We start from the raw sequence: 21647 nt of genomic DNA, 5'->3' as shown, positions 1-21647 counted from the left end.
CCATGGTATTGTTGCCGCCTCTGCACGCGCCTAATTTTGTTGAACGCAAAAAACGTTTAAACAAAATAAATGCATATGACCATTTCAGTATTTAAAAAGTACCTGCAGCGGATGGCCGTGGTGGCGCTGGCGGCCGGGTTGTTTGTTTCCTGCAAAAAAGACAAGAAAGATGACGTGCCTGAGCCCGGTACAGGCTACCCAAAAGAAGTGAACGTAACCTACAAGGTAACGGTGGCCTCCGGCGCCATCCCCTCCTGCCGCTTCGACTACTTTAATGAAACCGGCGGCATGACCATAGAGCAGAACGTGCCTGTTCCCATTACCAAAACTTTCAAACGCACCGTGAACCGGTTAGATTATGTGGGTTTCACCGTTGCCTCCACTGCTGGCGGCAGCCTGAAGCTGGAAATACTGGTGAACAACACCCCGGTAGAATCCCAGACGTTCAGCGGCAGCGGAACGTTTGCCGGCACGGTGAAATATATTTTCCCGTAGCTGCGGCAGCTTGCCAGCGCTTTACCGCATAAGGTGCCATGCTTATGGAACGCCACAGGGCCGGCCGTTCTTCCTTCATGGAGAACGGCCGGTTATTTTTTTTCGCTCATATTGCTTATTTTACCATACGCCGCCCGGCGCCTGATGACCCTGTGCAATGCTCCACCCCCGGCGGGTAACAATGAACAATATGAAACACCTGATCTGCACCCTCTTTCTAAGCCTCTGCCTTTACACCGTCCATGCGCAGGATAATCCTTTGCGCATTGTAATGATAGGCGCACACCCTGATGATTGCGACATCAAAAGCGGCGGAACGGCCGCATTGTTTGCCCAAATGGGCCATGCCGTGAAATTTATTTCCGTTACCAATGGAGATGCGGGGCATATGGAACAGGGCGGCGGCGCGCTGGCCAAACGCCGCAGGGCCGAAGCCGCGGAAGCCGCCAGGCGCCTGGGTATTACGTATGATGTTATGGACAATCACGACGGCGAGCTGGAACCCACGCTCAATATCCGCCTTGCCCTCATCCGGAAAATACGCGAGTGGAAGGCAGACATCGTGATCTCCCACCGGCCGGTAGACTACCACCCTGACCACCGCTACACCGGCATACTGGTGCAGGACGCGGCCTTTATGGTGATGGTGCCCAACATTGCGCCTGATACCCCTCCCCTCACCAAAAACCCCGTGTTCCTGTATTTCCAGGACCACTTCACCAAACCTTCCATTTTTCAGCCGGATGTATGCATAGACATCACCGCCGTGATAGATAAAAAAATAGACGCGCTGGACGCGCATGAGTCACAGTTCTACGAATGGCTGCCCTGGGTATCCGGCTACAAAGGCGCCATACCCGCCGGCAAACAGGAGCGCAAAGAGTGGATCAAGACCACGCGGTGGCCATCCATTCCCCCTGCCCTCAAAACCGGGCTGGAAAAATGGTACAGCCCCGCGCAGGCAGGCGCGGCAAAATATGCTGAAGCGTTTGAGTTATGCGAATATGGCGCACGGCCTACGGAAGAGGAGATCAGGCGGCTGTTCCCGATGTTGAAGAAACAATAACGTGTAAAACAGTATATTGCCGGAAACATACGTGAAAATGAAAGCCATAGGATTCAAAACATCACTGCCCATTACTGATAAAGACAGCTTCATAGAATTTGATACCGCCATCCCCACGCCCACCGGCAGAGACCTGCTGGTGAAAATTACCGCCATCAGCGTAAACCCGGTAGATTTCAAAATACGGCAAAACAGCGCCAAAGACACGGTGCTGGAAACACCGAAGATCATCGGCTGGGATGCGGTAGGCGTAGTGGAAGCCACCGGCAGCGACGTCTCTTTGTTCCAAAAAGGGGACGAAGTATTTTACGCCGGGGATATTACCCGCAGCGGCAGCAACGCGGAATACCAGCTGGTAGATGAACGCATCGTGGGCCGCAAACCGCAAAACCTCACTGCCGCCGAAGCAGCAGCCATGCCGCTCACCGCCCTCACCGCCTGGGAATCTCTATTTGACCGCATCCGCATCAATGACAAGGACAAAGGGAAAAGCATTTTGATACTTGGCGGCGCCGGTGGCGTAGGCTCCATCGCTATTCAGATAGCTAAAAAAATAGCCGGCCTCACCGTGATTGCCACCGCGTCAAGACCTGAAACGGCGGCATGGTGTAAAGAAATGGGGGCAGATGTAGTGGTGAACCACCGCCACCTCGTGGAAGAAGTACGCCGGGCAGGTTTCCGGTACGCAGATTTTATTCTCGACTTTGTAGATACCAATGCTTATTGGGATGCCATGGCAGACCTCATCAAACCGCAGGGCCATATAGTATCCATCACCGGCTCCTCCACCCCCGTTGCGCTCAACAAGCTGAAAAGCAAAAGCGTTACGTTCAGCTGGGAGCTGATGTACACCCGCAGCAGCTTCCAGACGGAAGACATGCAGGAGCAGCACAACATCCTCAACAATGTTTCAACGCTGCTGGATAACGGCACGCTGGTCACTACCCTGAAAACCACCCTCCGCGGCCTTACGGCGGAGAACCTGAAAGAAGCCCACCGGCTGCAGGAAAGCGGGAAAAGTATTGGTAAAACGGTGATCGTTTATTAAGCGGCTTCCTGAAAAGGCCGTCCCGGCAACAATTACAAAGCCATCCTGAAAAAGCATGCAGCGCCATGCCCGTCAATGCTGTCTTGCAACAATACAGAGCCCTCTTCCCTAACTCCGGAAAATAAATTTGCGCAAGTAAACCCTTGCACATATATTTGCAAGCAAATACTTGCATATAATGGAATCCAGACGAGACGTATTTCAGGCCATTGCCGATCCTACCAGGAGGCAGATCATAGAGATGCTCTCCCGCCAGCCCCTGAACGTAAACGCCATTTCGGAGAAATTTGACGTAAGCCGCCAGGCCGTTTCACTGCATGTGAAAATCCTGGAGGAATGCGGGCTGATTGTGGTGAAAAGACAGGGCCGGGAAAGATATTGCGAAGCGAAGGTGGACAAATTGAATGAAGTAGCAGACTGGGTAGATTATTGCCGGCAATTCTGGACGCAGCAGTTCAAGTCACTGGATAAATATCTCACCAACGTACAAACCCAAAAACCCAAAAAATGAGTACCGTTCAAACAAGCTCTCAAAAGGACTTTTCCTTGACGTATGAATTTAACGCCCCGAAGCAGCTGGTGTTCAATGCCTTTAGCACCGCAGAAGCGCTGAATGAATGGTGGGGCCCCGCGGAAAGCAAAAACAGCGCCATCAGCCTCGATTTCAGGCCCGGCGGCATGTTTCACTTCAAAATGGAATTCGGGGAACAGGTTTCCTATGGCAGGTTGATCTTTGATAAAATTGAACCGTACGACCTGTTGGAGTTCACAAACGCGTTTGCGGACGAACAGGCCAATGTGGTAAAAGCTCCGTTTGATATTCCGCTGCCGCCGGAGATCGCCTACCGGCTTGTATTCAGCGAAGAGAACGGCAAAACCCGCATTGTTATCACCGGCAAACCGGTGAACGGCACGGCGGAGGAAACAGACGGTTTCCACTCCATCCGTGAAGACATGCAGCGCGGCTTCGCGTCTCAGTTTGACCAGCTGGCCATCTACCTCAGCAAAACCGGCAGCCGTCAATAAATGCCATTACCGGGAGTCATGCCCCCTTCATCATCGCCGGCGGGAATCTTTCCCTTCGTGGTTGCAGATAAGCCTCTCCTCCGCTACCCTGCTTTCCCGTTCATCATCCTGGACGAACCTGGCCATCATGAAACCTTCCCTATGCCGTCATAGGATGAAAGGGGAAGGAACATACCGGGGAAAGCGTAGGGAAAGCGAAGGAAAAGCGAATGGTAGGTGGACTTGATGCGGAAATGGTGCGGAGGTGGTGTGCAGATACCCTGTTGCGGGTGATTGGCTGAAAAATGCGGGCGCTCTTCATGGGAAATGGGAGATTTTCACTTCACATGGCAGCAAATGTGCTGTGCGTAGGCGGAAAATATCGGAAAAATGAGGGGAAAGCGCATGGGGAGGCGCTCTGCGTGGACAGAAGTGGGAAAACTAAGGGTAAATAAACGGAAACGGCGGAAAAACGGCAGGCGCTATTCCCGTTGCGGGAAATTGATGACCAGTCCAGGCACCAGCGGAAGCGCTCCGCGCCCGGCCAATGCTTCTTGCTCCGGCTCTGCTGCGTGGCTGTGCTCCTTCGGTTCCTTCCTGCTCGTCAGCACGGCAATCACCTCCGCAGCGGAATACTTCCTGTTCAGCAGCATCACCATCCGGCCATTTTCCTGCTTGCAGCACATGACTTCCAGGATGACGGTACACAGCGCGCCTTTTTGCGCAGGCACCACCAGCGTCAGCTCTTCACACGGCCGGCTAACGTCTACCAGCACCGCTTCAGACGCCGTTGCCGCAGCTTCCGTAAAACCCGGCTGCAGGAACACGCCTACCGCTCTGATGCGCAGGTGCGTGGCCACAGGGTTGCAGGTGTAGGAAGACATAGCCGGAACAGTAACGTGCAGGTTGCCGTAAAAATCCCGGGTAACCACAGGAGTTACCGTCAGCACCTCGTCAAGCGCGGTGTGCTGGTTGAAGCTGAACCCCTTCAGGCCGCGGAAGTTTTGCGGGATGAACGTTTTGGAATGGTGCAGGTCGTCTTGCCGCAACACGCCCAGGAGCGCCCTGTTCAGGCGGTTGCCCAGCCCCATTTCCCCCGGAATGTCCAGCAGGCCGTACGCGGCATGCCGCATGGCGGCGCCCAGCGTACTGGCCTTGCCAAAATAACGCGCGCTGATCTTTGTGCGGGGGCTTTGCCGCACCTCAGCGGGCATGGAGCGGAGGTAGTGCTCCTTGCCTACGCGGTAACCAATCAGGTCTCCTACCTTCTTGGTGAATTTGATGAGCCCGGTTTGCTTTGCCATAATGGCCAGCTGCCCCAAAAAATACGCCAATCACTGCGCAGAGGCCGTCTAAACATGAAATGGCACAGCGATTTTAATATATGTTAACTTTTATGGGAGAGAATATTCACTAATCTGCCGAAAGGGTCGCGCACAAAGAAGCGCCTCACGCCCCAAGGCTCATCCGCCGGGCCGTACTCAATGGCAAAACCCGCCGCTTTCATTTGCACAAATGCCTCATCCACCTCATCTACCTCAATGGAGATATCAGGCACAGGCGTGCCGGAACCGCCCTGCTCCGCAAAGCTGACCTGCACCCGCATGGATTCGTCATTGCCGTAGGTGCGTATCCATCCATGGTCCATCAGTACATCGAGGCCCAGCACGTCTTCGTAGAATTTGCGGGCGGCTTCTATATGGCTGGTCTTGATATTGGTGACGATGCGTTTTACTTTCATGATCTTTTGATTTACTGACCAATCAAGGTAGCGAAAATGACGTAAATTGTTGCCGGTATTCTCTTCAACATGACACAACAGATCGAAAAGGCCGTTATCATTCACGCGGCCCCGCATACAGTATGGAACGCGCTCACCTCGCCCGGCCTGATCAGGCAATGGATGGGAGAACCGGAGATGAACATTACGGTAGTGACCGACTGGCGGGTAGGGCAACCTGTCGTTATCAGCGGCTTCCACCATGCAACATTCGAAAACAGGGGTACCGTACTGCAATTTGAGCCGGAAAGCGTGTTGCAATACGACTATATCAGCTCCCTCTCCCGCCTCCCGGACATACCCGAAAACCGGACTTCCCTTACGTTCATGCTAACGCCCCAGGGCAACCAGACCCTGCTGACGCTGAGGCTCGGCAATTTCCCGACGGAAACCATTTTCAGGCATGTGGATTTTTACTGGAGGGGTACGTTGATGGTGTTGAAGAAGTTTGTGGAGGAAAATGGGCCGGAGACGATTCCATCGGCGACTAGTGCCAGTATAACGCAGACCTCATAAAAGACTGCGCAAGTTGTGCACGATATAGTCCGTTCGGTTACGTTCGGAAAAATCGAGGCTCGCAGCGATCCATTCCTCCACGTATGGGACTTGCAACAATTGAGCAAAGCGGTCTTTAAAATACTCTAATAAATGGAGGTCTGCCTCCCGCATTTCATTCCAGATCGTTGTGCGGTTATTGAAAATATAAACAATATCTTCAAAATCGGTGCTGGTTCTACCATCTCCACGCCCGCGACCTATAAAAGCTTCCAGTTTCGTGGCGATAAAGTATGCTGGTCGTAATATGCGAAAAGAGTATCCCTCTTCGGGTGCAATCACAACAGCAGATGCGAATGCGGGTTTATACCACCTGTTGGAAAAACCAAGAATGTTTTGGTCTGTAGGCATCACATCCACAATAACGCCATTAACCTGATAGCGGCATATCACACGGGAGTTTTGATCATTAGTAAAACCCTTCCGGCGCAGTTTTTCTTCTAACGCTGAATATCCCCCATATCCTGCTACTTCCACCATGATGTCAACATCGTCCGTTGGCCGAATTTCGCCGGCAGGACGGTCAGCATAAAGGGATACTGTTGCTCCACCTACAAAAACCACTTCATCCGCGATCTCCCCTAATGCATTGTAGACAATCTTGATCCGTTCGATGTTTTGGGCGTGACTCATAATATTAAGGGAATGATATCATCAGGATCTTGTAAGATCATCTTTTTCAATAATGCAGACGCGGTTTCTATTTCCCGTTTTTTGCCTACTCTGAGGATATCTACACTTGCCAGCAGCTGATAAAGCACCGGGTCTTTAACAGCCGCACCGGGAACGCCAGGGTGCAAGGGGTCTATGGCCTGTCCCCTGACTTGACCATTTGAATCCGGCCAAACATATTTTTCCACCGATATGAACTTTTCTTGGAAATAAGGATGGGAGTGTGCTGTAGGCATACCTATAACAACACTACCAGGCATTTCGGGAAATACATAGCGTACGCCGTGTTGCAGAAACTCCAACAATGCCTGCCGATGTACGCGCTTCTTTGTTCCGTCAACCAACCCCGCAATTTGGCTTCTGTTCAAGGATACGGATATTTCGGAAACAGAGATACCCAGTCCGGTTGCCAGATCCCGTTGCTGCCATGACCTATGGCCTATACTTATAATTTTTAACAGGATAACGATGTCCTGTGGACGCATTCCATGATGTCCCGTCATAAGGCAAAAGTAATGATTTTCTGTTCGCGAATCGCGAATCAAAAAACAAGTAAGTAGACAGCACTGTACTTACTGATATTCATATTTTTATACTTTATAAAATATATATGATCAATGTCGCGGTTCGGCTATGGCTACGCAGAACGAACTGTCTGCCTTAACCATGCCCCTTCAGGAACCCCACCACATCCGCCATATCCTTCTCCGTAAGCTGGTTGCTTACAGGGTCTGGCATCAGGCTCTTGCCTTGTTTCTTGCGGGAGCTGATCTTCTTTTTGTCTATCACATGTTTTTGCCCGCCGATGTCTTTGATCACAATAGACCGTTCGTTTTCCGACAGCAGGAAACCGAACAGCGTGGCGCCGTCGGTTGTATTGACCAGCCATGATTCATAGCCGAATACAATGCCCGCGCTGGGGTTCACAATGGCATCCAGCAGGGCGGCATTGTCAAACTTTTTGCCGATGTCGGTGAGGTCTGGCCCAATGCTGCTCCCCGCCCCGTTCAGCTTGTGGCAGCTGCCGCAGCGGGTGGTAAATACCGTTTTGCCGTTGGTCACGTCGGGCTTCATCTGCAGCATGGCCGGTATGGAAAAAGACTTGTCTGAGCCGGGCTGTTTAAAGTATTTGCCGGCTTGCATGCGCACGGTAGCGTCAGGGTTAAGGAAGATCTTTTCCGCTACAAAACCCATCAGGTCTTGCGGCAGCGTTTTCTCTTCCGCCATGCCGATGATCATCTGGCCGCCCACGGAATCTGCCGCCATTTGCTGTACCTGGTGCTTTCTTTCCGGAAGCGACTGATGTTCATCCAGCACCATTTGTTTTTTAACACGCATGCGCGCCAGCTTGCGCTCGTAGGCAGTATTGAGGCTGATGCTGCTCCAGTCAAGCAGGTTGAACCAGTCATTCCCCTGCCGGAAAGAAAGCCAGTAAGCGGCCATCTCCGCCACATCCTGCAGGCTGTCTTTTGCCAGCGCGGCCATGGCCTGCGCAGCGGGTGGGGTGTTCACAAAGGCCAACGCGGTTAAGGCGGCGCGCCGGGCTTGCTCAGGGAGTTGTTTATTGCCTGCCCTTTCTGCTAAAGCGGGTACTGCTTCCGGCGGGTGCAGGCGCCAGGCAAACGCGGTCATTTGCGGGTTCCATTGGGAGGGGACTTTCCCTTCCCCGAATATGTTCACGATCTCCGGGTAGATGTCTGATGCATGGCCTTCCAGGCCGGCGCCCAGGGTTTCCAGGTACCAGCGGTCTGCGCCGTCAAATTGTTTGATCAGTTCTACCAGCAGCGGTTTCTTTTGTTCATAAGGCATATCCCGCAGGGAAATGGCCACTTCTCTTCTCACAAAAGCAGACGTATCCCGCAGCAGTTGCCGCGCATAGGGCAATATGTCCGCATTGCCCTGCCGGAGGGCGCGGTATGCGGTGGCCCTTAGTTCCACATCCGGGTGTTTGAGCGTTTCTTCCACCACTGCCCTGCCTTTTGCGCCCAGTTGCGCCAGCAGCCAAACGGCCCTTGCCCTGATGTAGGGATTGTCATCTTTAAGCAGGGCCTGCACGGGCGCTACAGCTGCTTCCCCCTGCTGCCGGAGCCGCTCAAAGCCCTGGTTGCGCACGTTGATGGCCGCGCTCTTCAAAGCGGCGATCTGGCCTGCTGTAGTGTGAAGATCTATTTTGGGCGCTGTCAGTTTTTTGCCGCGCGGCGTTATGCGGTAAATTCTTCCATAGCCTATACTGTCTTGCATCTGGTGGCCGCCTACCACGGGGTCATACCAGTCGGAAACATAGATGGCGCCGTCTGTGCCAATGGTCACATCACTGGGGCGGAACCATTTTTCCTGTTTCCTGTTCTGCGCCGTGTCGTTCCATACGTACGGCTCGTCTGCGTTAGAGATGGAGCTGATGAAGTTTTCCCGCTTGCCCAGGTTGTAGCCTGATTGCTGGATGGCGGGGTAATATCCGAAAATAACGTTCCGGCCCGCATCTGCGCTTAACAGAAGGCCGCGGTAACCGCTGCCCAATGCATCACTTTCGTTGACGGTGATGCCGGTGGGCGCGCCTGCGCCAGACCGGTCTCCTGCGGGCATCACACCGGGATCGTCCTGGTGCCAGTGTGCGGCAAATATATCCTGCCCGGGGCGCTGGTCTGCCTGCCAGTAGCGGGTACCGTCTGTGCTGAAAAAGCCTGCATTGCCGCCTTCCATCAGCCAGGTTGTTCTGCAGGTGACCACCTGGTCATCATTATCATTCTGCCAGAGGTTGCCGTAAGAGTCCGGTATTATTTCATAAGAGTTCCTGAAGTTGTGGCCCAATACCGTCAGGCCCGTGCCGTCTGGTTTGATGCGCAGGGCCAGGCCGCCAACCCACACCTTGCCGTCATCACTCTTCCTGTTGCCGCTGTTCTCTTTGTTATAGGGCGAGCCGCCGGTGTAGATGCTGCCGGAGCGCAACGTCCACCCGCTTTTGTCTGTCACCAGGTGCGGCCCGGCATTGCCGGTGTTAAAATACCAGTTGCCGTCCGGGCCGGCGTATACAGCATGCAGGGAATGATCGTGGTCAACGCCACCGAAGCCGGTGAGGAATATTTCTTTTTTATCAGGCCGGTCATCTCCATCTTCATCTGTGTAGATAATGAGGTTGGGAGAACAGGATACCAGCACCTTGTTGCCGATCACGGCAATGCCCACGGGGGCAATGAGGTCGCGGTCTTGTACAAACACTTTGGCCGTATCTGCCTTGCCGTCACCGTCCGTATCTTCCAGCACCATTACACGGTCTCCCGCAGTATGGTGCAGGTGTTGGAGAGAGTCGTTGTTGTAGTTGCGGTAATCTACCGCTTCGGTGATCCACAGCCGGCCGCGGCTGTCTACGTCCATATTGGTGGGGTTGTAGAACATGGGAGATTCCGCCCAGAGGGTGGCCTCCAGGTCTGCGGGCAGGTAGAGGTCAAGGCTTTTCCATGTTTCCGTTGAGCGCTGGCGTTCTTTTTCTCCGGCAGGCTGCCCGCAGGCCATGGTGGCCAGCAGCAGCGAAAGGGACAAGTAGCGGGTGATATTCATGACGTGGTGCTTGGTTATTGTGGAAAAAGTGATCTTAAAAAACGGAGGTTCCGCCGGTAGCTGTCTGTTATGTCCGCTTTGGCAGGCAGCGCTCCTTCTATCTGCATCCAGCCGTCAAAGCCAGACTGCTTCACCGCTTCCGCAACAGCGGCCCAGTTCAGCGTTCCTTTCCCCAGCAGAGAGCCGTTCTCTTTCATATGCAGCTCGCAGATGTGTTCCCTGCCCAGCGCCTTGAATTCTTTTACGGCGTCAAAGCCTGCATCCGCCGTGTTCCGGAAGTCGTAATAACATTGTACGCTGGCGGAACCTACGGCGTCTATGATCCGCAAGTGCTCCGCGGCATTGAGGTAAGATTCTATGCCGAGTATCACGCCGTTCTTTTCGGCTTTGGGCGCGGCTATCTTCAACCGCCTGATCACTTCCTGCTGGCCCTGCTCGTCTTGCCGCAGGTCGTTCTTGCCAAAAAATGCCAGCAATACCACCGGCGCATGCAGCTTGTTTGCCACGTCAATACTGTCCCACACCCATTCTTCCGTGCGGGCGTCTGATTTGTAGGGTATGTTGTTCAGCTCCGCAATGGCCAGGCTGGATATGGTTATACCGGTTCTTTGAGACGCTTCCAAATAAGCTTCCTGCAATGCCGGCTGGCGGAGATGCAGGCCGTTGGCCAGCGAGCCCATATTGACCTGTATGCCTTCCAGGCCAATTGCTTTGGCTACGTCGAAAGCCTTGATGTTGCTGCTGTTGCCGATAGACCAGTCGCACGCGCCGATGCGGAAGCGGCTTTTTACAGGCGCTTCATGCCGTTGCACCCAGGCGGCCAATGGCGTCAATGCCGCCAGCATAGCGGTTTGCGTCAACCATTTTCTACGGGAGATCATGCCGGTCATTTTACCTCCACATCATTTTCCCAGCCGGTCTCTTTCAGCGCCGGGTCGTTCTCTTTTTTCAGGAAGTCCGCTTCAGAAAGGGAAGCCGCTTTCCACTGCAGCAGCGCTTCGTCCGGCACTACCTGCACGGGCTCTTTCCAGGCGGTGGAAGTTTCGTTATACGCCAGGTTAGACTGTGAGCTGTAGCAGGAAATAACAGACCAGCGCGGGTGGTCAGAGAGATTGGCCTCGGAGCGGTGCAGCGTGTTGGGGTGAAAGAACAATGCATCACCGGGTGCTATTTCCACGTACACGAGTTCCATTGTTTGCAGCGCATTGTTCACCATCACCATGTCTGCCCCCACCTGCTCACCGGCAAAACCATGGTTTACGCGGCCTATTTTATGCGAGCCTTTGATCACCTGCAGGCACCCGTTCTGCCTGTTGGCAGCCGTTAGCGCCACCATGACGGAAATCAGCTGGTCAGGGAACATGAACTGGTTCTTGTACCAGTAGCCATAGTCCTGGTGCCACTCCCAGGCCCCGCCTACCTTCGGTTCCTTTTGCATGAGCTTGGAATGGAAATGGCAAACAGGCGCCGTACTGTCCAGCAGCTGCGCAGCCCTGCCCACTATTCTTTCGCTGCGGGTGAGGTAGCCGAATACATCGTTGCCGGGGGTGAACCAGAGCGAGAGCCTTGTTTTTTTGCCGGCCTGGTCATTCAGGTCAAGCGCGTTCTTGCGCATGGCATCATCTTCCAGCGCCGTTTTATAGAGCAGGTCTGTTTCCTGCCGCGATACGAGGTCTTTTACAATGATGTACCCGTCTCGATGGTACTGCTGTATCTGTTCAGGAGTGAATAACGTGGTCATACAGTTCAGTTTGATAGCTATCCAAAATTGGGGATTACCGGCAGGCGGCTGTACAACTATTTGGGCTAAAAAAACAACTTTTTTGACCTTTTTTACCACGGGCAGGGCATTTTTCAGTATTTTAACTTTATATCCAAAGGCAATGGTATGAAGTCCCTCATTCAAAAACTGCCCCTTTCGGAGCAATCCTCTTTTGTAGCGGACCGTTACATCACACCGCATTTTGAAACGCCATGGCACTGCCACCCGGAATATGAGCTGGTGCTGATCATCAAGGGGAAAGGCAAACGTTTTGTAGGAGACCATGTGTCTGACTACGCTGAAGGCGAGCTGGACCTGCTGGGCCCTAACCTGCCTCACTGGTACCGGAAACATGATGAAGAAAAAGAAGGCGGATCGCTGGTGATACACTTCAGGGAAGAATTCCTGGGAAAAGACTTTTTACAGATCCCGGAAATGCAGAAAATATTGCTGCTGTTCGAGAAGTCTGCAACCGGCCTGCACTTCAGCGGTAAAACCAGTGCCAGCGTAGGCGCAAAAATGGAGGCCATGCTGGCGCATACCGGTATGGAACGGCTGATGTACCTGCTCTCTATGTTGAAAGAGCTCTCTGAATCTGCCGAATACACCGTGCTCTCCAGCCCTGAAATGACCGGCGGCAGCCACAAGACGAACGACCGCCTGCAGCGGATATTCGACTACGTGCTGGCCAATTTCAAACAAGACATACAGCTGGAAGAAGCGGCGCGCATGGCCATGATGAGCCCGTCCAGCTTCAGCCGGTATTTCAGGCAGGTCACCAAAAAGAACTTCTCCCATTTTGTGAACCAGATCAGAGTGGGTTATGCCTGCCGGCAGCTGATGAAAAGCAACTTCAGCATCAGCTATGTGTGCCACGAGAGCGGCTTCAACAATATGACCAATTTCTCCAAGCAGTTCAGGAAAATAGTGCACCTCACTCCCTCGCAGTTCAGGCAGCGGCACCGGGTGTAGCACTGGAGGCAATGATCAGCCTCGTGAAAGAATAGCGGTCAATTCCTCCAGGAAAGGGATTTGCGCGGCCTTGATCTTCTTTTTCGCATCCGCCAGCGTGAACCAGTCTCCTTTGTCTATCTCCGGGTACAATTTCTTTTTACCTGAACGCGGCGGCCATTCCAGCTCAAAAGTATTGCTGCGAATGGCCGCCGCGTTCAGCTCACCCGCAACGGCCCAGCACAGCACCTTTTTGCCGCCCTTTTGTACAATAGGCCCCAGCTCGATGAAATTCCCCGAAGGGCGGTAGCCTGTTTCTTCCTCAAACTCCCTGATGGCCGCATCTAGCGGGCTTTCTGACGGCGGGTACTCTCCTTTCGGCACCGTCCAGTGCCCCTCATCTTTACGGGCAAAGAACGGCCCGCCGGGGTGTACAAGAAAAAACTCCGGAACGTTGTTCCGAAGCCTGAACAGGAGAATGCCGGCGCTCAATTTCATGTGAGAGGCGGCGCAAAATATATGCCGGGCAAACGGGGGCATGAAGGTATGCGTTCCGGGAACGGCCCGCATCATCTGCCGGTCACCGGCTGATGCGGATCACCAGCCCGCCCGTTGGCGGCAGCGTGAACTTGAGCGCATCCTGCCGGCGGATGGTTTGCTCCTCCAATACGAACCCGTTGCCATCTTTCACCACCAGTGCGCGGTGCCTGCCACGGGGAAGAAAATCCGGCCGCAGGGTGAACTCCCTCGGCTGGTCTGTACCGTTGATCACCGCCACGTACCATTCTTTCCCGCTTCTTTTTGCCAGCGCCGCCAGCTCCCCTATTTCACTGCCCTCCAGCACGCGCGTTTCATCCCAGGTAACGGGCAGCGTTTGCAGCAGCGGAATGATGGGGGCGTATAAGGGGTCATTAAGAATAGTGACCGGGTTTTCTGCCACACACTGGAAAGGTGAATTGAACAGGTACATCAGCGCCAGCTGGTGCGCATAGGTGGTAGGGCCTTTGTTGGTGAAAAAGCCGGGCGTATAGTCGCCATGCCCGCAGAGGAAGCGGGTAAACGGCAGGGCCGCATTATGCCAGGCCGGAATAGGTTCGTTCATGGGGTTCAGCTCCAGGCCGCGGATGCCCTCTCTGGTCATTTCATTCGGATAAGTAACGCTTTCGCCCGTGGGCGCATGGCAGCCATGGAAGTTCACCATCAGCCTGCGGGCGGCCGTGGCTTTGAGGAAACCGATCTCGAAATCTATCAGCTCCCTGGCCTCACTGTTCATAAAATCCGTCTTGATACCTGCCACGCCGCACTGCACCAGGCTGTCCAGGAACAGGTCCCGCTGCCGGGGGTTGCGCAGCAGTTTGGAATCGCGCCACACCCATACTTTCACCTTTCTTTCCTCCGCGTACCGGCAAATATCTGTCAACTGCTCCCATTTGTCGGGCCATATGGTTTCCCAGCCTTCGTCCAGCAGCGTATAATCAAATTTCAGCGCGGCCGCCGCGTCTATAAAACGTTTTTCTTCCGCCGGCTGCATGTAGTTCTCTTTACGGGTGATCCAGCTCCATACGGCCTTACCGGGGCGGATGTAGGATACGTCACGGTAGAGGGAGGCGTCCGGCTGCGGGTTCAATGCCCTGATCATCCCGTTATTCACCAGCGAGTTAAGATCGGTTGCATACATGATGACGCGCCAGGGCGTAAGCTGCCCTGCGTCAACATGAAACCCTGCATTCCCTTCGGTGAAATTCACCTGTACCATGCGGTTACCCGTTGCTTCCAGCCGCATGCCGCTGTAGTTGTACAAGGCTGCTTCGGTGATGGCCATATAAGAGCGGCCAGGCAGCTCCAATACCAGCGGCTTGCCCTGCACCGGCCCGGTGGGGGAAATCACCGGCAGACTGTCTACCGTGGTATGCGTCCACCACCCGGCGTATGATTTCAGCTTCCAGGCGTTCGTCCTTTCAAAGAACCATACCCGGCTCTCTGCCGGCATGCCGAAGGCCGTCAGCTCTTTCATCAGCTGGCCGCCCGCAGGCAGTATGTACCGGAAAGCGCAACCGTCTTTAAACAGCCGGAACTCCATGTTGAAAGCACCCTGCCGGTCTTTCACCGCAACGGTATATTTTGATCCTGCACCGTGCAATACTTCCATCTGCTCTACTGCAAGGCCAAAGGAAGCATTGTTAAGCTGGAAACCGGCGGCAGAGGGCGCTATGAGTGCTTTATGACCGGCGGTAACAGACCAGTTCAAAGCGCCATTCTCGGCAGACAATACTACAGAAAGCGGACTGCCCGCGTGAGTAAGGCGCAAAACGGATTGCGGGTAAACGTTCAGGAAAATGCACTGCAGTACCAACAGGCAACAAATACGTGGAAACATCCTCAAATGTAAAAAACGGGCGGGGCAGAACGTATGCCTCAACCGGCAGAAAAGCGCCGGGAACCCTCCCAATACTGTGGGAATGTTCCCGTAAGGCCAATGGCCCTGATTCAATGACGCAGCAGTCTTTTATTACTTTTTAATCTATTTTTATTGTTTTTCAATAAATATTTATACTTTTGCGTTATCACTTCTAAAACTCTTACTCATGGAGATCAAAATAGGTACAAAGCAGATACTCATGGTACTGTATATCCTTTCGTGGATCATATTTGTTGGTATATGTATTGACGCGGGTGGTTTCTTGTCCAACACCATTTATACGCTGGCAATAAACCCTGAGGGCGCCAGATCTTTCTGGCCGCGGATGGACCTCTCAGACCTTTTCAAGTATGACCGGGGGCATTTCCTCGTGCTCACCTTCTTCATGTTTGTTGTGAACCTGATGAAAGCATGGATGTTCTACCTGATCATCAAAATACTGCACAATAAAAAGCTGAACATGTCGCAGCCCTTCAACAAGCAGGTGGGGCGTTTCATTTTTGATATATCTTACCTCTCCCTGCTGATCGGCCTGTTTTCCCTGTGGGGCATCAAGTATGCGGAGTGGCTGGCGGAGAAAGGCCTGGCAATGCCCGATGCGCAACATATGCGCCTGGGTGGCGGGGATGTGTGGCTGTTTATGAGCGTTATACTTTTTGTGATCGTACACATTTTTAAACGCGGTATCCAGATACAGCAAGAAAACGAATTAACCGTATAACCATGCCGATTATTGTAAACCTGGACGTGATGATGGCCAAACGCAAGATGTCATTAAACGAACTGTCTGAAAAAGTAGGTCTCACCCTATCTAATCTTTCCATACTGAAAACCGGCAAGGCCAAAGCGATACGGTTCAGCACGCTTGACGCTATCTGCAAGGCGCTTGATTGCCAGCCTGCGGATATACTGGAATACAGGGAGGAGGAATAGGAAGCGCTATTTACAGCACCTCCACATACCCCTCAGTTCCGTTCACCCGTATCCGCTGCCCGTCTTTGATCAGCGTGGTAGCCTTTTCCACCCCCACCACCGCCGGCAGGCCATATTCCCGCGCAATGACCGCGCCGTGGGTCATTAGTCCGCCTACTTCCGTGACCAGGCCTTTGATGGATACGAACAGCGGCGTCCAGCTGGGGTCTGTAAACGCGGTCACCAGTATATCCCCCTCTTGCAGGTCGGCGTCCTCCATGTTCAGGATCACCCGTGCCCGGCCTTCTACGACCCCGGAAGAAACTGCCAGTCCCGGAATAGCCCCGGCCGGAAGGTTTTCCCGCTGATACCTGCCGGCAACGGCTTCGCCGTCAGATGTGAGCACCCGCGGAGGCGTCAGTTTTTCATATACTTTGTAGTCATTCTTTCGCTGGTGAATGACCTGGCCATCCAGCTGGCCGGTACGGACTACTTCCTGGAACTCTTCGAAGGTGAGGTAATACACATCTTCTTTTTCAGGAATAACCCCGGCTTTCACCAGTTTTTCCGCTTCCTTCAGCAGCGCCTGTTTGTAAACGAAATAGCGGCTAACGATGCCGTATTTCGGATATTCCCGGTAACCGGCCAAATCCCTGATCTGGTCTATCATCCGTTTTGTTTCCTCCGCCTTTTGCTCACCATCCGGCAATTGCCGCAACCGAGCCAGTATTTCCGCTTCCTTTTTCAAGGCCTCCTGCCGCCCCTGCTCAAATTTGCGGTGGCTGGCGTTGGGCTCGAAGTTCCTGATATTGCTGAGTATCATGGGTACAAGCGTGGCCGGCTTCTCGCTCCAGCGGGTTTTGGTGATATCGATCTCTCCTACGCAGCGCATGCCGTATTTATCGAGATACGCCTGGATGGCGCTGCGGGCCGCTTCTCCCCCTTCCAGCTTCACCAGCTCATCCAGGAAGTTATCATCTTCCACCTGTTGCAAATAATCAATTACCGCCGGGTAAGGGCGTATCACATCCGCCACGTCCAGCAGGGCCAAGCCCATTTCAGACGTAACATTATGGGGCACAGACTGGGAAAGCGTGTCTGCCGCGTTCTTTTCGCCCAGCCACTCCTGCATCTTCTCATTGACCCATGACGCCGCGTTGACGCCGGCCATGATCACGGCCATGTTCCTCGCATCAAACATCACCTGCTTCAGCTGCTGAATGTCTTCACGGATAAAATCGAACAGCGCCGGCCCTGATGTGGCCGTGATGTTTTGTTTTAACGCTGTGACGGCCGCCTGGCTCGTCTTGATCAGATCAGCTACCACGGCCGGGCCGTTTTCTACCGGCGTGCCGGGGTGAGACAATGCGGTGTGCCTTTTGCCTGTACTGGCCTCTTCCCCTGTTGATGGTTTGATAAATCCTTCCCGCTCAATAACAGTCAGCAATGCATCTTTCATGAGCGGATCGGACTTGCCCATAGCGTTCAATAAATTTTCCCTGCTCACAGGAGAAGCCACCATCTGCGTAACGTCCACAAACAACCTTCCTCCGGCCTTGCGCATCGGCGCGGGAGTCAATAGCAGGTAGAAAGATAGTCCCAGGGGTTTGATGGGATCGGTCATCATCTGCTGATGGGCTACAGATATATATACGTGGTTCTCCCCGTCATTCGCCTCAGGAATGGGATATAGCGTGGTGATGGGGCGGCTCTGCACAATATAAAACGTACCGTCCGCCAGGCACCATTCAATGTCTTGCGGGCTGCCAAAGTGTGCTTCAATTTTCCGGCCTGTACGCTCCAGCTCCAGTATCTGCTCCTCCGTCAGCACCTGCCTGTTCTGGTGTTCAGGAGCCATCTTCTCTTCTTTTGTACCACCGCCTGCCATTGCATGGATAGCCAGTTTTTTGGCGGGTATCTGCTTGCCTGTAATATGACCGTTAACCACTTTATAGTTGTCTGCATTTACCAGGCCTGCTACCAGCGCCTCCCCCAACCCAAAGCCCGCATCAATAGACAAAACCTTTCTGTTGCCGGTAACCGGGTCTGCCGTAAACAGGATACCCGCGGCCTGCGGGAACACCATCTGCTGTATCACTACGGCCAGCTGCACCTTGCGGTGATCAAAGCTGTTTTGAATACGATAAGTAACGGCCCTCTCCGTAAACAGGGACGCCCAGCATTTGCTGATATGCTGCAATACGGCCGCTTTGCCGGTGACGTTCAGATAGGTGTCTTGCTGGCCCGCAAATGATGCCGTTGGCAGGTCTTCCGCCGTAGCGCTTGAGCGTACGGCGTAGGCTTCCTGCTCATCAAGCCTTGCCATGATCTCTACGACAATATGCCCAGGAATGGTTATCCCTTCAATCACCCTGCGTATCTTTTCGCTGATTTTCCCGATGTGCGCCCGCTCTCCCGGCCCAACACGCGCCAGTTCATCCAGCAGGCTGTTCAACTCCCTGTTATTTTCTGTTGCTTCCCTGTACGCTTCGGTAGTCACACAAAAACCATCAGGTACCTGTATGTCGCTGATAGTGGCTAGTTCCCCCAGGTTAGCGCCTTTACCGCCTGCAAGCATCAGTTTAGACTTGTCCAGTTCCCGGAAGCCAATTACGTATGTGTTCATATGCTGGGTGTCTTGAGGTGTGAGGGGACAAAAGTATAGGGTATAACGTATCAAAGTGCGGTTTTTCAACTATATTTTTTCATGCACAATAATGATGAAAGCAGGGGCGTTTTCTGCTCAAATGGCTGGTTGATAACGGCCGAATGAATGGCGGCAAAGAACAGCTACGATGAGCTGCCGCAAATGGTTTTGATGATTACCGGCTTCGTGGTCAAACTGCAGTCTTCACAAATGGGTACTTTAGCCATATCATCACCAGGGGCATTATCAAAAAAGGGATTTCTATCAATGCCATTCTGAAATTCCCGGCTCTGACGGCCAATGCCATCACCACTACAATGGATATTGCGTTTAACACGTTACCCAGAAAAAATGTTCTGGGTATCAGTAACAGCACCCCGATCAGCATTGTTACCGCTCCAAAAAAAGGAATGACCGGTTCACTGATTCCCAGCTCATGCATCATCTTCAGAGATTCGGGATTATTCTTGTAATTAAGCGCCTCCCAGCCATGTTTGAAGGCCAGGTAGACAGACAGAAGCAATAATATTAATGATACGATACTCCTTATCATATTCTTTTTAACTAAATATAGTTTGTTCTTTAAATTTTGCAAAACCCGGCCGAAAGTGCCTGCCACAGTGCCTCGGGGCACGTATTTTCACGGCAATAACTTTGAGGCGGCCTTTTAAACAAAGCATATTCGGCCTTTTAAACAAAGTCGGCTCAAAACCTGCGCGCTAGTTTTGTATCAACAAAAACAAATTGAAATGATACAGAACAATTACCAGGGAGCACTTCAGCACCCGCTCCGCACGGGCTTCAACGCCCGATCAACTACTGCAGATATTATCAAAGGCATTGACCTCAGCGGCAAGATGGCCGTTGTAACCGGCGGCAATACAGGCATTGGCCTGGAAACCACGAAGACGCTGGCCGCTGCCGGAGCTACAGTGATCGTTCCGGCAAGGAACGTGGAAAAGGCCAGGAAAAACCTGGAAGGTATTGCCAATGTGGAGATCGAAGTTATGGACATCATGAATCCTGCGTCAATAACTGCCTTCGCGGAAAAATTCCTCGCTTCAGGCCGGCCCGTGCACTTCCTGATCAATAATGCGGGAATCATGTGGGTACCGCTGCGCAGAGACCAACGGGGCATTGAATCCCAACTGGCCACCAATTACATCGGGCAATTCCATCTGACTGCCTTGCTCTGGCCCGCGCTCAAGCAGGCAAATGGAGCGAGAGTAGTGAATGTCTCCTCACTCGGGCATCACATGTCACCATTCAACTTTGACGACCCCCATTTTGAGCACCGCCCATATGAAACACTGCAAGCCTACGGTCAGTCAAAAACAGCCAGCAACCTGTTCTCGCTGGAACTGGATAACCGCGCGAAATCTTATAATGTAAGGGCATACGCAGTACATCCGGGATCAATAGCCGGTACCGAGCTGGCCAGGGAAGCATCCGTTGAGCTGTTTCAGCAAATGGGGTTCCTGGATGACAAGGGGAATATGCGGCCGGAGGTGCTGGCCACGCTAAAGACTATACCACAGGGAGCCGCCACTACCATCTGGGCTGCCACCAGCCCGCAGCTCAATGACATTGGCGGTGTCTACTGTGAAGATGCAGACATTGCGGAGTTGCTGTCTTCAGACCTTGCGCATATGAAGCTTCACAAAAGCGGCGTACAACCATATTCGCTGGATGAGCACAGCGCCAAGCGCCTCTGGGCGCTCACAGAAGAAATGACAGGCCTCCGGTTCACCATCAAATAGGCCACTGTAAAACATACCGGCGGTTTCCAGTAAATTTGTAACACGGTAATACGGTATCAATATGGAATATCAGGCTAAATATATTACTGAAGACATTAAGCTGTCCTGCTACCAGGACAAGTTCTTTAAATCAGACATCATGTTCGAACAGCACATGCTGATCTGGTTCATTTCCGGCGAAACCAAAATTGTCCGCACCGAGGGGACCTACCTGTTTCAAAAAGGAGATATTTTCTTAATTCCAAGAAATCAGCTCGCCACCATTATCAACTATCCTAAAGACGGGTTGCCCCATAAAACGGTGGTCATGCACCTGACAACCGAATGGCTGCGGAACTTCTATGCCAGGCTCGATGTCAGGCCCGTAACGGAAGATACCCGGCGGATACGGCATTATGCCCGTCACCCCTTGCTGGAAAGCTGTTTATCGTCACTGGTCCCGTATTTCGATATGAAAGAGCTGCCGAAAGACATTGCCCATCTGAAGCTCACCGAAGCCGTCACCATCCTGCGTTCGATAGATGCCGGCATTGACAATGTACTTGCCAATTTCGAGGAGCCCGGCAAAATTGACCTGGCTGACTACATGGAAAAGAATTATATGTTCAACATGCCGTTGGAGAAGTTCGGCTACCTTACCGGCAGAAGCCTGACAACCTTTAAAAGGGATTTCAAAAAAGCATTTTCCACAACGCCGCAGCGATGGCTGACTAAAAAACGCCTGGAGCTGGCATATTATCAGTTAACGGAGAAAAAGAAGAAGCCGATAGACGTTTGTTATGAAGTTGGTTTTGAAAACCTGTCCCATTTCTCTTTCGCGTTTAAGAAGCAGTTTGGCTATGCGCCAACAGATTTTTCGAAAAACGGGAGGTAGCGGGTTCCGGGATGGAGTGCCCCTAAAACACCAATGCCCCGCAACCTGCGAGACATTCAAAAGTGAGCGGAGGAAGAGGGATTCGAACCCCCGGACCTGTTACAGTCAAAATCGTTGTTGCAAAGATTGCCACACTCCCCTAAAAC

The 21647-nt window shown here is 52.9% G+C and carries 22 protein-coding genes; 11 read left to right on the top strand and 11 right to left on the bottom strand.

Annotated elements, in window-relative coordinates; translation table 11 throughout:
* Positions 1–75 precede the first annotated feature (75 nt).
* From ABDW36_RS20990 to ABDW36_RS20970, 5 genes are all read left to right on the top strand, one after another.
* The gene (locus tag ABDW36_RS20990; protein WP_343703887.1) at positions 76–495 is read left to right on the top strand and encodes a hypothetical protein; all 420 of its coding nucleotides are present in this window, start codon (positions 76–78) and stop codon (positions 493–495) included.
* 190 nt (positions 496–685) lie between these two features.
* Positions 686–1561 carry a PIG-L family deacetylase gene (locus ABDW36_RS20985; RefSeq protein ID WP_343703886.1) on the top strand — a complete coding sequence of 292 codons (876 nt, stop codon included), beginning with the start codon at positions 686–688 and terminating at the stop codon, positions 1559–1561.
* 37 nt (positions 1562–1598) lie between these two features.
* Positions 1599–2609, top strand: a complete 1011-nt coding sequence (locus ABDW36_RS20980; RefSeq protein WP_343703885.1) for a zinc-binding alcohol dehydrogenase family protein — start codon at positions 1599–1601, stop codon at positions 2607–2609.
* 178 nt (positions 2610–2787) lie between these two features.
* Complete coding sequence (locus tag ABDW36_RS20975) at positions 2788–3120, top strand: metalloregulator ArsR/SmtB family transcription factor (protein WP_343703884.1); 333 nt, start codon at positions 2788–2790, stop codon at positions 3118–3120.
* Positions 3117–3635 carry an SRPBCC domain-containing protein gene (locus ABDW36_RS20970; RefSeq protein ID WP_343703883.1) on the top strand — a complete coding sequence of 173 codons (519 nt, stop codon included), beginning with the start codon at positions 3117–3119 and terminating at the stop codon, positions 3633–3635. The genes ABDW36_RS20975 and ABDW36_RS20970 overlap by 4 nt, the downstream gene beginning before the upstream one ends.
* Before the next feature lie 461 nt (positions 3636–4096).
* On the opposite strand, the gene ABDW36_RS20965 is transcribed toward ABDW36_RS20970, so the two are convergent.
* Both ABDW36_RS20965 and ABDW36_RS20960 read right to left on the bottom strand, forming a co-directional pair.
* Entirely contained in the window at positions 4097–4918 is an 822-nt protein-coding gene (locus ABDW36_RS20965; RefSeq protein WP_343703882.1) for a hypothetical protein, read from the bottom strand.
* 83 nt (positions 4919–5001) lie between these two features.
* The gene (locus ABDW36_RS20960) at positions 5002–5355 is read right to left on the bottom strand and encodes a VOC family protein (RefSeq protein ID WP_343703881.1); all 354 of its coding nucleotides are present in this window, start codon (positions 5353–5355) and stop codon (positions 5002–5004) included.
* A 69-nt stretch (positions 5356–5424) separates the two neighbouring features.
* On the opposite strand from ABDW36_RS20960, the gene ABDW36_RS20955 reads away from it, so the two are divergent.
* Complete coding sequence (locus ABDW36_RS20955) at positions 5425–5910, top strand: SRPBCC domain-containing protein (protein WP_343703880.1); 486 nt, start codon at positions 5425–5427, stop codon at positions 5908–5910.
* Here the strand turns inward: ABDW36_RS20955 and ABDW36_RS20950 are convergent.
* From ABDW36_RS20950 to ABDW36_RS20930, 5 genes are all read right to left on the bottom strand, one after another.
* Positions 5905–6582 carry a hypothetical protein gene (locus ABDW36_RS20950; protein WP_343703879.1) on the bottom strand — a complete coding sequence of 226 codons (678 nt, stop codon included), beginning with the start codon at positions 6580–6582 and terminating at the stop codon, positions 5905–5907. The two genes, ABDW36_RS20955 and ABDW36_RS20950, sit on opposite strands and share 6 nt — an antisense overlap.
* Positions 6579–7124, bottom strand: a complete 546-nt coding sequence (locus tag ABDW36_RS20945; protein WP_343703878.1) for a hypothetical protein — start codon at positions 7122–7124, stop codon at positions 6579–6581. The genes ABDW36_RS20950 and ABDW36_RS20945 overlap by 4 nt, the downstream gene beginning before the upstream one ends.
* Before the next feature lie 157 nt (positions 7125–7281).
* Positions 7282–10176, bottom strand: a complete 2895-nt coding sequence (locus tag ABDW36_RS20940; RefSeq protein ID WP_343703877.1) for a PVC-type heme-binding CxxCH protein — start codon at positions 10174–10176, stop codon at positions 7282–7284.
* Positions 10177–10190: 14 nt separating this feature from the next.
* Positions 10191–11057 (bottom strand): sugar phosphate isomerase/epimerase family protein, encoded by an 867-nt coding sequence (locus tag ABDW36_RS20935; RefSeq protein WP_343703876.1) that lies wholly within the window; start codon positions 11055–11057, stop codon positions 10191–10193.
* A gap of 5 nt (positions 11058–11062) precedes the next feature.
* Positions 11063–11917, bottom strand: coding sequence for a phytanoyl-CoA dioxygenase family protein (locus ABDW36_RS20930; RefSeq protein ID WP_343703875.1), 855 nt, complete (start codon positions 11915–11917; stop codon positions 11063–11065).
* 147 nt (positions 11918–12064) lie between these two features.
* Here ABDW36_RS20930 and ABDW36_RS20925 point away from each other — a divergent pair, with 147 nt between their 5' ends.
* Positions 12065–12910: an AraC family transcriptional regulator gene (locus tag ABDW36_RS20925; protein WP_343703874.1), complete on the top strand. Its 846-nt coding sequence runs from the start codon at positions 12065–12067 to the stop codon at positions 12908–12910.
* 15 nt (positions 12911–12925) lie between these two features.
* On the opposite strand, the gene ABDW36_RS20920 is transcribed toward ABDW36_RS20925, so the two are convergent.
* A complete protein-coding gene (locus ABDW36_RS20920; protein WP_343703873.1) occupies positions 12926–13387 on the bottom strand; it encodes an NUDIX domain-containing protein in 462 nt (153 codons plus the stop codon).
* 82 nt (positions 13388–13469) lie between these two features.
* A complete protein-coding gene (locus tag ABDW36_RS20915) occupies positions 13470–15197 on the bottom strand; it encodes a glycoside hydrolase family 97 catalytic domain-containing protein (protein WP_343703872.1) in 1728 nt (575 codons plus the stop codon).
* Positions 15198–15474: 277 nt separating this feature from the next.
* Here ABDW36_RS20915 and ABDW36_RS20910 point away from each other — a divergent pair, with 277 nt between their 5' ends.
* Together ABDW36_RS20910 and ABDW36_RS20905 are read left to right on the top strand one after the other, a co-directional pair.
* Positions 15475–16029: a DUF2975 domain-containing protein gene (locus ABDW36_RS20910; protein ID WP_343703871.1), complete on the top strand. Its 555-nt coding sequence runs from the start codon at positions 15475–15477 to the stop codon at positions 16027–16029.
* A gap of 2 nt (positions 16030–16031) precedes the next feature.
* Positions 16032–16241 carry a helix-turn-helix transcriptional regulator gene (locus ABDW36_RS20905; RefSeq protein ID WP_343703870.1) on the top strand — a complete coding sequence of 70 codons (210 nt, stop codon included), beginning with the start codon at positions 16032–16034 and terminating at the stop codon, positions 16239–16241.
* Between the two features lie 10 nt (positions 16242–16251).
* Here the strand turns inward: ABDW36_RS20905 and ppsA are convergent, their stop codons facing one another.
* Together ppsA and ABDW36_RS20895 are read right to left on the bottom strand one after the other, a co-directional pair.
* Positions 16252–18846 (bottom strand): phosphoenolpyruvate synthase, encoded by a 2595-nt coding sequence (gene ppsA / locus ABDW36_RS20900; RefSeq protein ID WP_343703869.1) that lies wholly within the window; start codon positions 18844–18846, stop codon positions 16252–16254.
* Between the two features lie 211 nt (positions 18847–19057).
* Entirely contained in the window at positions 19058–19420 is a 363-nt protein-coding gene (locus tag ABDW36_RS20895) for a hypothetical protein (RefSeq protein WP_343703868.1), read from the bottom strand.
* A gap of 196 nt (positions 19421–19616) precedes the next feature.
* On the opposite strand from ABDW36_RS20895, the gene ABDW36_RS20890 reads away from it, so the two are divergent.
* Positions 19617–20627, top strand: coding sequence for an SDR family NAD(P)-dependent oxidoreductase (locus ABDW36_RS20890; protein ID WP_343703867.1), 1011 nt, complete (start codon positions 19617–19619; stop codon positions 20625–20627).
* A 61-nt stretch (positions 20628–20688) separates the two neighbouring features.
* Positions 20689–21501 carry an AraC family transcriptional regulator gene (locus tag ABDW36_RS20885; RefSeq protein WP_343703866.1) on the top strand — a complete coding sequence of 271 codons (813 nt, stop codon included), beginning with the start codon at positions 20689–20691 and terminating at the stop codon, positions 21499–21501.
* Positions 21502–21647: the final 146 nt, after the last annotated feature.

This window comes from Chitinophaga sp., assembly GCF_039596455.1.
Lineage (GTDB): Bacteria > Bacteroidota > Bacteroidia > Chitinophagales > Chitinophagaceae > Chitinophaga.
This window is presented reverse-complemented; position numbering and strand designations above follow the sequence as displayed.